Source organism: Streptomyces sp. NPDC005761 (assembly GCF_040630635.1).
GTDB lineage: Bacteria > Actinomycetota > Actinomycetes > Streptomycetales > Streptomycetaceae > Streptomyces.
This window is the reverse complement of the sequence record NZ_JBEXXX010000081.1, coordinates 1-10,935: the sequence shown is the minus strand read 5'-3', so window position 1 is coordinate 10,935 and position 10,935 is coordinate 1. Positions and strand designations below refer to the sequence as shown.

The 10,935-nt window shown below is 73.2% G+C and carries 11 protein-coding genes and 1 pseudogene; 6 read left to right on the top strand and 6 right to left on the bottom strand.

What is annotated here, in order from left to right; genetic code table 11:
- Both ABZ434_RS35460 and ABZ434_RS35455 read left to right on the top strand, forming a co-directional pair.
- Window positions 1–247, top strand: a pseudogene (locus tag ABZ434_RS35460) (GNAT family N-acetyltransferase); the annotation flags it as partial.
- Window positions 244–1,089, top strand: a complete 846-nt coding sequence (locus ABZ434_RS35455; protein ID WP_359146025.1) for a lysophospholipid acyltransferase family protein — start codon at window positions 244–246, stop codon at window positions 1,087–1,089. The pseudogene ABZ434_RS35460 and the gene ABZ434_RS35455, both read left to right, overlap by 4 nt.
- Here the strand turns inward: ABZ434_RS35455 and egtD are convergent.
- The 4 genes from egtD to egtA are packed head-to-tail and all read right to left on the bottom strand — an operon-like array spanning window position 1,032 to window position 5,408.
- A complete protein-coding gene (gene egtD, locus ABZ434_RS35450; RefSeq protein WP_359146022.1) occupies window positions 1,032–1,994 on the bottom strand; it encodes an L-histidine N(alpha)-methyltransferase in 963 nt (320 codons plus the stop codon). The genes ABZ434_RS35455 and egtD overlap by 58 nt on opposite strands.
- Entirely contained in the window at window positions 1,991–2,746 is a 756-nt protein-coding gene (gene egtC / locus ABZ434_RS35445) for an ergothioneine biosynthesis protein EgtC (protein ID WP_359146020.1), read from the bottom strand. Before egtC ends, egtD begins: the two co-directional genes overlap by 4 nt.
- Window positions 2,746–4,095: an ergothioneine biosynthesis protein EgtB gene (gene egtB / locus ABZ434_RS35440; RefSeq protein WP_359146017.1), complete on the bottom strand. Its 1,350-nt coding sequence runs from the start codon at window positions 4,093–4,095 to the stop codon at window positions 2,746–2,748. Before egtB ends, egtC begins: the two co-directional genes overlap by 1 nt.
- Entirely contained in the window at window positions 4,092–5,408 is a 1,317-nt protein-coding gene (egtA, locus tag ABZ434_RS35435; RefSeq protein ID WP_359146015.1) for an ergothioneine biosynthesis glutamate--cysteine ligase EgtA, read from the bottom strand. The genes egtB and egtA overlap by 4 nt, the downstream gene beginning before the upstream one ends.
- A gap of 148 nt (window positions 5,409–5,556) precedes the next feature.
- Between egtA and ABZ434_RS35430 the strand changes: the two genes are divergently transcribed.
- Window positions 5,557–6,411, top strand: a complete 855-nt coding sequence (locus tag ABZ434_RS35430; protein ID WP_359146012.1) for a TIGR02452 family protein — start codon at window positions 5,557–5,559, stop codon at window positions 6,409–6,411.
- Between the two features lie 90 nt (window positions 6,412–6,501).
- Here ABZ434_RS35430 and ABZ434_RS35425 read toward each other — a convergent pair whose 3' ends face one another.
- Entirely contained in the window at window positions 6,502–6,969 is a 468-nt protein-coding gene (locus ABZ434_RS35425; RefSeq protein ID WP_359146009.1) for a type II toxin-antitoxin system PemK/MazF family toxin, read from the bottom strand.
- 177 nt (window positions 6,970–7,146) lie between these two features.
- Here ABZ434_RS35425 and ABZ434_RS35420 point away from each other — a divergent pair, with 177 nt between their 5' ends.
- Window positions 7,147–8,169, top strand: coding sequence for a LacI family DNA-binding transcriptional regulator (locus tag ABZ434_RS35420; RefSeq protein WP_359146007.1), 1,023 nt, complete (start codon window positions 7,147–7,149; stop codon window positions 8,167–8,169).
- A gap of 327 nt (window positions 8,170–8,496) precedes the next feature.
- Entirely contained in the window at window positions 8,497–8,739 is a 243-nt protein-coding gene (locus ABZ434_RS35415) for a hypothetical protein (protein WP_359146028.1), read from the top strand.
- Between the two features lie 141 nt (window positions 8,740–8,880).
- Here ABZ434_RS35415 and trxA read toward each other — a convergent pair whose 3' ends face one another.
- The gene (gene trxA, locus ABZ434_RS35410; RefSeq protein WP_359146004.1) at window positions 8,881–9,261 is read right to left on the bottom strand and encodes a thioredoxin; all 381 of its coding nucleotides are present in this window, start codon (window positions 9,259–9,261) and stop codon (window positions 8,881–8,883) included.
- A 115-nt stretch (window positions 9,262–9,376) separates the two neighbouring features.
- On the opposite strand from trxA, the gene ABZ434_RS35405 reads away from it, so the two are divergent.
- A complete protein-coding gene (locus tag ABZ434_RS35405; protein WP_359146001.1) occupies window positions 9,377–10,819 on the top strand; it encodes an NAD(P)/FAD-dependent oxidoreductase in 1,443 nt (480 codons plus the stop codon).
- The last annotated feature ends 116 nt before the right edge of the window (window positions 10,820–10,935 follow it).

Sequence of the window (10,935 nt, the reverse complement as noted above, 5' to 3'; positions counted from 1 at the left end):
GCCCGCCGGGCCCGCCGGGCCCGCCGGGCCCGCCGGGCCCGCCGGGCCCGCCGGGCCCGCCGGGCCCGCCGGGCTCGCAGGGCTCCCGCCCCTGCTCCGCGGTTATCTGCGGCTCGGCGCCAGGGTGTGCGGCGCACCTGCCCACGACCCCGAGTTCAACGTGGCCGACCTGTACGTCCTGCTCTCGCTCCGGGCCACCGACCCCCGCTACCTGCGCCACTTCCTCTCGCTCGCCCCGCAGCAGTGAGCGGCTGGCTGCCCGCCTCGCCCTGCACCCCGCCCGGCTGCGCCATCCACGAGGGCTCCGCCCGGCACCCGCTCCCGGCAGCGGCCCTGCTGCTCGCCGGGTGCGTACTCACCCTCACCGGGGTGCTGTGCACCCCGCTCGCACTGCTCCTGGGCCGGGCCTGCCGGGAGCGGCTGACCCAGGGCTGGGCCCACGGGGTGGTCCGCGCCTTCGGCGTACGGGTGCGCGTGGTCGGCCGACCGTACGCGCACCGGGGCGGACCAGGTGTTCTCGTCGTCGCCAACCATGTCTCCTGGCTGGACATCCCCCTGGTCGCGGCCGTGTGCCCCGGCCGGATGCTGGCCAAGAGCGACATCAGGCACTGGCCTCTGCTCGGGCTACTGGCCGCGCTCGGCAAAACCCTCTTCGTCGAGCGCGAACGGCTGCGCGCGCTGCCCGCGACCGTGCAGGCCATCGCCTCGGCGCTACGGGGCGGAGCGCGCGTCGTGGTCTTCCCCGAAGGCAGCACGTGGTGCGGCCGCGGGCCCGGCGGCCGGTTCAGGCCCGCCGCGTTCCAGGCGGCGATCGACGCCGGCGCCGCGGTCCAGCCGGTCCGCGTCCGCTACCACGGAGCTCCCGCGGGGAGCAGGTCCCCGGCGGGAGCCGCCGCGTTCGTGGGCGACGATCCGCTGGCCGCCTCACTGTGGCGGGTGGTACGGGCGGCCGGGCTGACCGCCGAGATCCACGTGATGCCGCCGATCCCGGCGGGCAGCGCCCACGGCCGCCGCGCACTGGCCCGGCTCGCTCAGTCCACGGTGGCCAGCGACAGGGCGAACCTGCCTGCCGAGTCGGTCCACCACTGACTCAACCTCATCCCCGCGGCGGCGAGTTCGTCCCGCACGCCGTCCTTGCGGAACTTGGCCGACACCTCCGTCCGCACCTCCTCACCGGCCTCGAACGACACCAGCAGATCCAGCTCCGGGATCTTCACCGTGAGCGCCCGGCGGGCCCGCAGCCGCATCTCGATCCACTCCTGCTGCGGGTTCCACCGGGCCACATGCTCGAAGTCGTCGGGTGCGAAGTCCGCGCCCAGCTCCCGGTCGACGACCGACAGCACGTTCCGGTTGAAGGCGGCCGTCACCCCGGCCGCGTCGTCGTACGCCGCGACCAGCACCTCCTCGTCCTTCACCAGATCCGTGCCCAGCAGCAACGTGTCGCCCGGGGACAGCAGCGACCGCACCGACGACAGGAACGCGGCGCGCTCGTCCGGGAGCAGATTGCCGATGGTGCCGCCGAGGAACGCCACCAGCCGGGGCCCCGGAGTGTCCGGCAGCGACAGCTCCGCGGTGAAGTCGGCGATCAGCGCGTGCACCGACAGCTCCGGCCGCTCCGCCAGCAGCGAGTTCGCCGCACCGCGCAGCGCGCTCTCGCTCACGTCGACCGGTACGTAACTGTGCAGCTCCGGCAGCGCGTCCAGGAGGTGCCGGGTCTTCTCAGAGGAACCCGAGCCCAGCTCGATGAGCGTCCGGGCCCCGGAGGCGGCAGCGATCTCGGCCGCCCTGTCGATCAGGATCTCCCGCTCCGCGCGCGTCGGGTAGTACTCGGGCAGCCGGGTGATCTCCTCGAACAGCTCGCTGCCGCACGCGTCGTAGAACCACTTGGGCGGCAGCGTCTTGGGATACCGGGTCAGACCGTGCAGCACATCGGCGCGCAGCGCCGCGTCCGTCGCGTCCACCGGCAGGGTGCGGGTCAGCAGAAAGGGACTCACTGGGTGGGCTCCTTGAGCGAAGTCAGCAGGACATCGGCAGGGGTCGCCGTCAGCAGCGTGCGGTCGGGGACCTCGCGCCAGTGCGGGTCGTCGTCGTACGGCTCCGAGGCGACGACCGCGTGCCGGCCGGGCTCGGCCAGGTACCACAAGGTGTCTCCCCAGGCCGTGGCCACGATGGTGCGGCCGTCGGTGAGCAGCAGGTTGAGCCGGGATCCCGGCGCCGCCCCGGCGACCTCGACCACGGTGGCGGCGACCGCCTCCGGGAGCGCGTCGCCCGCCGCCAGACGGTGCTGGATCAGCGCCCACACCAGTGCGGAGTCACAGCGGGCGGTGAGGCGGAGCAACTCGGCCGGGGGCAGCGTCGCCGCCAGCGGTGCCACCGATCCGGGCCAGCCCTTCACCGCGCCGTTGTGGCTGAACAGCACACCGCCGCCGCTGAAGGGGGCGGCGGCCGCCTCACCGTCCGGATCCGCCTCGGTGGCATCCCGGACCGCGGCGAGCAGGGCCCGGCTGCGCACCACTCTGGCCAGGTCCGCGAAGGTCTGGTCGCCCCAGACGGGGCCCTGGCGGCGGTAGCGCCCCGGCTCCGGGTCCCCGTCCGCGTACCAGCCGACACCGAAACCGTCCGCGTTGACGGTCCCGTACCGCTGCCGGCGGGGCTCCCACGACTGCCGCACCAGCGAGTGCACGGGCTGCGTCAGCACCGCACCCAGGGGCACCGAAGGCCCCACGTAAGCGATATGGCGGCACATCACATATCCCTGGCCGTGCGGAAACCGGAGAAGATCTGGCGCCGCACCGGCAGGTCCCAGTTACGGAACGTGCCCCGGCAGGCGACCGCGTCCACGGCGAACGAACCACCGCGCAGCACCTTGTGCTCCGGGCCGAAGAACACCTCCGAGTACTCCCGGTAGGGGAACGGTGCGAAGCCCGGGTAGGGCTGGAAGTCGCTCGACGTCCATTCCCACACGTCGCCGATCAGCTGCCCCGCGCCGGACGGTGCGCGCCCGGCGGGGTACGCCCCCGCCGGGGCGGGCCGAAGGTGGCGCTGTCCGAGATTGGCGCGCTCCGGTGTCGGGTCCTCGTCGCCCCACGGATAGCGCCGGGAGCGCCCGGACGCGGGATCGTGCCGGGCCGCCTTCTCCCACTCCGCCTCGGTGGGCAGCCTGCGGCCGGCCCAGCGGGCGTACGCGTCCGCCTCGTACCAGCTCACGTGCAGCACCGGCTCGTCCGCCGGGACCGGCTCGGTGACCCCGAAGCGACGGCGCAGCCACTGTCCGGCGTCCCGGTGCCAGAACAGCGGCGCCGTCAGTGCATGATCACGGACCATGGCCCAGCCCTCGGGGGCCCACCAGTGCTGCTCCGCGTAGCCGCCGTCCTCGACGAACGCCCGGTAGGCGCCGCAGGTCACCGGTGCGGTGTCGATGAAGAAGCCGGGCACCTCGCGCCGGTGCGCGGGCCGCTCGTTGTCGAGCGCCCACGGCTCGGTCGACGTGCCCATGGTGAACGGGCCGCCTGGCACCAGGACTTCCGGCACGAGCGTGGCCGCTTCGGTGGCCCGTGGCGGCTCGGGCGCGGTCAGGGCGGCGGGGCCCGAGCGTAGCTGATGGGTAATCAGCATGGTCTCGTCGTGCTGCTGTTCGTGCTGGGCGATCATCCCGAAGACGAATCCGGAGCGCACCAGCGGGCGGTCGCCCAGCGGCGTCGACTCCAGCACGTCCAGTGCCCGGCCGCGCACCTCCGAGGCGTAGGAACGGGCCTCCGCGGGCGCCAGCAACGGCAGGGACGGCCTGCTGGCCCGGGGGTGCTCGAAGGCGTCGTAGAGACCGTCGATCTCCGGACGCATGGCCTCGCGGCCCGCCACCCCGCGCAGCAGCCAGAGCTCTTCCTGGTTGCCGATGTGCGCGAGGTCCCAGACCAGGGGCGACATCAACGGGGAGTGCTGGGCGGTGAGCTCGTGGTCGTCCACGCTGTCGGTCAGGAGCCCGGTGCGCTCGCGGGCGGTGAGCAGGGCGGCGAGCGCACGCTCGCGGAGCACCTCGGGGTCGTGGACATCCGGATGCTGCGGCCCGGACGGCGAAGGTGCGGGGGAGTCGGTCATGAGAGGGTCCCCTTCGGGTGGACCGAACCGTGACGCCGGTCCGTGGTGAGCAGATCCCGCAGGTCGTCGGCCGGACATCGGCCCCGTGCGACATAACGGTCCCGGAAGCCGGCCACCGCGTCCACTACCGCCCGCGTCGCTCCCCTGCGCGGCAGCGCCTCCAGGGCGAGGTCGAAGCAGGTGACCGCGGCCGCCCGCAGTTCCGGATCGGCCAGCCCGTCGCGGGCGGCCCCCACCCAGAGCGGATTGCGCGGCGCGGGCGGCGGGCCTGCCGTCTCGGCCAGGGGTTTGACGGTGCGGTACACGGTCTCGGCGGCCTCCGGGTCGTCGAACAGGGCAGTGGTGACGGCGAGCGGCACGAGCCAGCCGTCGTCACCGGGCTGCGCGTCGATCATGCGCAGTTCCAGATGTCCGCGCGGGCGCACGGGTGGGAACAGCGTGCTGATGTGGTAGTCGAGATCGGCCCGGACGGGGCGCCGAGGCTCCCCGCGCCGGATCCAGTCACGGAAGGTGAGGCCCTCGGGTACCTCCCACGGCCCCTCGTCGCCCCGGATGCACATCACGGGCGTGTCGAGTACGTGAGCCGCCCAGGCGTCCCGGGGCGCCAGCTGCCCGGACGGGGCCAGCGTGCGCAGCGGGTCGAGGTCGGCCCACAGCGACTGGCGCGTCGACTGCCACGGCGTCGGCTTCCCCAGCCGGAAGGGCGAGTTGGCGAACGCGGCCACCAGTACCGCGCCCAGAAGGTGGGACAGCTGCCAGCGCCGCCCGTAACCGAGCGGTCCCGGCTCCTCCTCTCCGGCGTCCAGGCAGACCTGGACGGACGCGGTCGTGCACATCATGGCGCGGCCCGCCGTGCCCGACCGGTCGAGCGCGATCTCCATGGCGTCGTAGCGGGGCTGGTGCAGCAGCCGGCGCGGCGGATGCCAGGGGTCGACTCCGAATCCGGCCGGAGCGAGGTCCAGCCGGCCGAGGGCGTCGCGTACGGCGACGAGGTCGGCGGCCGTGTCGTTGATGCAGGCCATGAGTGAATCGGCGGGGCGCGAGCTGAGTTCCAGCTGGCCGCCGGGTTCGAAGGTGAGCGCCGCGTTCAGGGGCAGCGCCCGGACGGCCTCGGCGGCCGCTTCGAGACGGTGGTGCGTGACAGGGACGTGGGGCCGGTCACGGTCGTGCAGGAGCCATTCGAGCTCGACCCCCACGACGCGGGGCGGTCCTGTCTTGAAGCAGATACAGCGCAGTAAATCCTCCGCCTCGCCCTCGCCGATGGGCGTGGGCTGTCCGGGCGGACCGTGTTCGCCAGGTGTGTCGGATGACATGCCGGGCCTCCTTTTCCGGTGCGACCGTCCTACCCAAACCCCTGCCGGGGGATCGCACAAGAGTGCCCCCTGTGCGTCGGATAATCAGTTGCGTCCATGCCGTCGGGGCGTTGACGATGCCCCGTATGCACCATAAGGGGGAGGGCCGATGAGCGCCCGGCTGCGCGGCATCGCGCGAGAGACCGAGACCATCGTCGAGGCGGGTCGTTACCGCACTGCGCAGGGCCGCGAGGTCAGCATCGAGCGTGCGCTGACCGCTGCCCTCTCGGGTACCAGGCTGTACGGCCCCGAGCCGGTGCACGTCGCGGCACTGGACGGGGACCGGACGCCGCGCATCGAGGTCACCGGCGAGAGCAGCCTGCAGGCGGCCGTCCGGATGACGGGCGAGGCACCGGGCAAGGTCGCCGTCCTGAACTACGCCTCCGCCCGCAATCCCGGTGGCGGCTATCTCAACGGGGCGCAGGCGCAGGAGGAGGCCCTGTGCCGCGGCTCCGCCCTGTACGCGACGCTGCTGAGGGCCCCCGAGTACTACGCCCACCACCGGGCCGAACGCAGCGCCTTCTACACCGATCGGGTCATCCACTCACCGGGCGTGCCCGTCTTCCGCGACGACCGCGGCCGACTGCTCGACACGCCGTACACGGCGGGATTCCTCACCTCGCCCGCACCCAACGCCGGAGTGATCCGCAGCCGGAACCCGGAGTCGGCGCACGGCATCCCTGCCGCCCTCGCCTCGCGCGCCGAAAGAGTGCTGGAGGTCGCGGCGGTACGCGGCTACCGGAGGCTGGTGCTGGGCGCCTGGGGCTGCGGCGTGTTCCGCAACGACCCGGCCGAGGTGGCGGGCGCCTTCCGCGCGCTGCTCACCGACGGGGGGCGCTTCGCGGGCCACTTCGAGCAGATCGTCTTCGGCATTCTCGACCGCAACGCCGACTCGCCCACCAGGGCCGCCTTCGACCGTACGTTCGCGGACCGGGCCAACCGTAAGGCTGACGTCGAGCCCTAGAGTTCGGCCGACGACGGCCCCCGCGCCTGGACCGTTCGGGTTGTCGGGCCTGCCCGCTAGGGTCACCGCCCGGACGGGCACCGGCAGGCGTCACTTCCAGTCGTAGAGCTCCCGCAGCCGCCCGACGACCAGGTCGAACCTGTCCCGGTCCAGCGCGCAGGCCTCACGCCGCATGCCGTTTTCGTGGACCCGCAGCACCCGGTCCAGATCGACCCAGGACGCACGGCCCGAGCTGTCCCAAGGCCCCGCTCCCAGCGCCACCCACTCCCGGTCCTGGTCGTGCTGCTTGCTGGACAGCTGTACGGCGAGGAGGGTGCCGGCGGCCTCACGCGCGACCACGAGCACCGGACGGTCCTTGCCGCGCCCGTCGTTCTCCTCGAACGGCACCCAGGTCCAGACGATCTCGCCGGGGTCGGGGTCGCCGTCCCGGTCGGGGGCGTACGAGGTGCGGACGGGGCCCACGTCGTGGGGGTCGGCCTGAGAGGTGGCGGTGGGACCGGCCTGGCCGGGGAAGCCCGCCGTGAGGTCATTGCTGTCGCTGCGGTGCTGGATGGTCATCGCAACACCGTAGGACCTGCGCGGCCCCTCGCGCGGAGCGGGTCCGCCGTACGGGCCCAGGACCGCGATCGTCGCCCGCTCCCATCCGGCAGGTCCGGACCTCGGCCTGAGGCCGGCACCCGGTCAGGGCCCCGGCGCGTTCCCGCCCCGAACGTGTCTGTAAGACTGCCCGACGCCATGAGCCAGTTAACCGAGCAGCCCGCCGAAGGCCCCGTTCCCACCAGCGCCGACGTGGCGCGGCTGGCGGGCGTCTCGCGGGCCACCGTGTCGTACGTACTGAACAACAACACGGCCGTACGGATCAGTGATCCGACCCGCCGCCGGGTGCGGGAGGCCGCCACCGAGCTCGGCTACGTACCCCACGCGGCCGCCCGGAGCCTGCGCGCCGGACATTCGCGCATGGTGCTCCTGCCGACGGCCGGCCTCCCCTCCGCGCCGCTGCACCACCGCTTCCTGCACGGGCTGGAATCCGGCCTCCGAAGCCTCGACTACACCGTCGTCCAGTACGGCTCCATCGGCCTGGACCCGGACGACGCCGCCCGCGCCTGGGCCGAACTGCGGCCCGTCGCCGTCATCGCACCGGGGTCCGTCCCCCTTGCCCCGCAGGGCATCGCCCTCCTCCGGCGCTCCGGCGCGAAAGCGGTGATCACCCTCGGACCACAACCGGTGCCCGGTGCCCACGCGCTGATCACGGATCAGCGGGAGGTGGGCGCCAGCGCCGTCGGACACCTGTTGGAGCGCGGCCGGCGCCGGATCGGGGTGGTGATGCCCGGCGAACCAGGTCTCGCCCCGGTCGCCGGCCCCAGACTGGCCGGAGCACGGAGGGCCGCCGAGGCCGGCGGGGGCCGGATCGAGGAGCTCTCGCTGCGGTACACGGAGGAATCGGCGGCCGCCCTGGCCGCCCGCTGGCGCACGCTCGGACTGGACGCCGTCTTCGCTTACGACGACAGCTACGCGATGCTCCTGATGCGGGCCCTCCAGGACGCGGGCACGGAGATACCCGCGGAGACCGCGGTGGTCGGCGCGGACGATTCGATGCTGGGAAGGCTGCTGAGGCCCCGGCTCAGCAGCGTACGGATGGAACTGGCCACGGTGCAGCCACTGGCCCACCTCGTCGACCGGCTGGTGCGGCACCCCGGGACGGATCCGGAACGGCACGACCTGCTGCGGGCCCGGACCGTCCACCGCGACTCCAGCTGAACAGCTGCCCAGCGCGGCAACGTGCGCGGCGGACGCCCCGTGCTTAGCGTCGTCACCATGAGCCATCCGCGGAGTTACGAGATCCTGCTGATCCCCGCCTTCACCGACGCGAAGGGCACGGCGGCCGAAGGGGCCGGCACGAAGGCGACCGGCGCTGGGGATTCCGGTAACGGGGATGCCGACGCCGAGGACCGGGACACGAAGGGCACGGCTGCCGAGGACCGGGACACGAAGGACACGGACGGCGGGGTCCGGGACACGGGGGAGGCCGCCGACGGGGATCCGGAAGCGACCGGCGCGGCCGTCGAGGGCCGGGAGACCCAGTCCATGACGGCGGAGGACTCCGGCAGCCGCGCCGCCGGGAGCCTCCGGCCCGGCGCGGCCATCCGCTCGGCGGTCGTGGCCGCCACGGGGGAGACGGGCGAGTCGGGCTATCCGCGCTATGCCGGTGACGGGATGGTGGCGGACATCGACCCCGCGACGCACACCGTCGAGGCTCTGCTCATCGACGGATCGGAGCTGGACTACGGGCTCACGGTCCGGGTCGCGGAACGGGACGTGGACGGCTGAAGCCGCCGGGATCCGGGCCCGACGGAATCCGGGCCCCGGCCGTCACCGGCCGGGGCCCGTCGCATCCGCAGCCGGGACCCGAGCCCGGCCGCGCTCGGCACCCGGCCGTCACCGGCCTGGCCCTCGCATGTGCGCAGGAGCCTACTGCTGCTCCTTCTGATCCTTCTGCTGGTCCGCGACCGACTTCCGGACCTCGTCCATGTCCAGATTCCTGGCCTGCCCGATCACGTCCTCCAGGGCCGCCTCGGGCAAGGCGCCCGGCTGGGAGAAGACGGCCACGTTGTCCCGGACGATCATCAGCGTGGGGATGGACCGGATCTCGAAGGCCGCCGCCAGCTCCTGCTGGGCCTCCGTGTCGACCTTGGCGAAGACCAGGTCCGCGTGACGCTCGGACGCCGAGTCGTAGACCGGCGCGAACTGCCGGCACGGGCCGCACCACGAAGCCCAGAAGTCGATCAGGACGAACTCGTTCTCACTGACGACCTGATCGAAGTTTTCCTTGGTGAGCTCTACGGTGCTCATGCTCTGCTACCTCTTCCTCTGCCCGTACCGACGTGTCCGGGACAACGGTGCCTGTGCTTGCGCTATTCCGCCTGCCCATGTGGCCACCGCGCACACCCATGACCAGAATGGGGCCATGACACAAGCTGTGGAGCCTGTTGCGTACGACGTCGTGGTCATCGGAGCGGGGCCGGTGGGTGAGAATGTGGCCGACCGCGCCCGGGCAGCCGGGCTGAGCGCCGCGGTCGTGGAGTCCGAACTCATCGGCGGCGAGTGCTCGTACTGGGCCTGCATGCCGAGCAAGGCCCTCCTGCGCCCCGTCGTCGCCCGCGCCGATGCCCGCCGCGTCCCGGGCCTCGCCGCCGCTGTGCAGGGCCCACTGGACACGGCGGCCGTGCTCGCGCACCGCGACTCGTTCACCTCGCACTGGAAGGACGACGGCCAGGTCGCCTGGCTGGAGGGGATCGGAGCCGACATCTTCCGGGGTCACGGCCGGCTGACCGGCCCGAAGGCGGTCACGGTCACGGCGCCCGACGGTACGGAACACCGGCTCACCGCTCGGCACGCGGTGGCCGTGTGCACGGGCAGCCGGGCCGTTGTCCCCGACCTGCCGGGCATCGAGGGGGCCCGCCCCTGGACCAGTCGGGAGGCGACGAGCGCCAAGGAGGTGCCCGGGCGCCTCGTCGTCGTCGGCGGGGGAGTGGTCGGCGTGGAGATGGCCACCGTGTGGGGCGCGCTGGGCTCCGAGATCACCATGCTGATCCGAGGCAAGGGGCTGCTGCCCCGGATGGAACCCTTCGCCGGTGAACTGGTGGCCGAAGCGCTGACCGAAGCCGGAGCCGATATCCGTTACGGCGTGTCGGCCACCTCCGTACGGCGCACCGCACCCGACGGCCCGGTCACCGTGGAACTCGACAGCGGCGAACGGATCGAGTCCGACGAGATCCTCTTCGCCACCGGCCGCGCCCCGCGCACCGACGACCTGGGCCTGGAGACCGTCGACCTGAAGCCGGGGTCCTGGCTCACCGTCGACGACAGTTGCCGGGTCGAGGGGAGTTCATGGCTCTACGCCGTGGGCGACGTCAACCACCGGGCCCTTCTGACCCACCAGGGCAAGTACCAGGCCCGAATCGCCGGCGCGGCGATCGCCGCACGCGCCCAGGGTGCCCCGCCCCTGGAGACGGACCGCTGGGGCGCGCACGCGGCCACCGCGGATCACGCGGCCGTCCCCCAGGTCGTCTTCACCGACCCGGAGGCCGCTTCGGTCGGCCTCACCCTCGCCGAGGCGGAGCAGGCCGGCCACCGGGTCCGGGCCGTCGACCACGACCTCGCCGCGGTAGCCGGCTCCGGCCTGTACGCGGACGGCTACCGCGGCCGGGCCCGCATGATCGTCGACCTGGACCGGGAGATCCTGCTGGGGGTCACCTTCGTCGGCCCGGGCATCGGTGAACTGCTGCACTCGGCGACGATCGCCGTCGCGGGAGAGGTCCCCCTCGACCGCCTCTGGCACGCGGTCCCCGCGTACCCGACCATCAGCGAGATCTGGCTCCGGCTGCTGGAGACGTATCGGGGCGCGTAGCCGCGGAAGCTGCGCGGCGGGGGGATGTGCCCCTTCCGGGGTGCGCTGCCCTTGGGAAGGGGGAGCCACCGCCATAAGGCGTCGAGGCCGGCCGACGCGCGGTCGCGCGTCGGCCG

What these genes read in the sequence shown, in the direction of transcription:
- ABZ434_RS35430 (WP_359146012.1), top strand. Translation starts at nt 5,557, where the DNA reads ATGAGCGCCCGGCTGCGCGGCATCGCGCGAGAGACCGAGACCATCGTC.
- egtC (WP_359146020.1), bottom strand. Translation starts at nt 2,746, where the DNA reads ATGTGCCGCCATATCGCTTACGTGGGGCCTTCGGTGCCCCTGGGTGCG.
- ABZ434_RS35415 (WP_359146028.1), top strand. Translation starts at nt 8,497, where the DNA reads ATGACGGCGGAGGACTCCGGCAGCCGCGCCGCCGGGAGCCTCCGGCCC.
- ABZ434_RS35425 (WP_359146009.1), bottom strand. Translation starts at nt 6,969, where the DNA reads ATGACCATCCAGCACCGCAGCGACAGCAATGACCTCACGGCGGGCTTC.
- egtB (WP_359146017.1), bottom strand. Translation starts at nt 4,095, where the DNA reads ATGACCGACTCCCCCGCACCTTCGCCGTCCGGGCCGCAGCATCCGGAT.
- trxA (WP_359146004.1), bottom strand. Translation starts at nt 9,261, where the DNA reads ATGAGCACCGTAGAGCTCACCAAGGAAAACTTCGATCAGGTCGTCAGT.
- ABZ434_RS35405 (WP_359146001.1), top strand. Translation starts at nt 9,377, where the DNA reads ATGACACAAGCTGTGGAGCCTGTTGCGTACGACGTCGTGGTCATCGGA.
- egtA (WP_359146015.1), bottom strand. Translation starts at nt 5,408, where the DNA reads ATGTCATCCGACACACCTGGCGAACACGGTCCGCCCGGACAGCCCACG.
- ABZ434_RS35420 (WP_359146007.1), top strand. Translation starts at nt 7,147, where the DNA reads ATGAGCCAGTTAACCGAGCAGCCCGCCGAAGGCCCCGTTCCCACCAGC.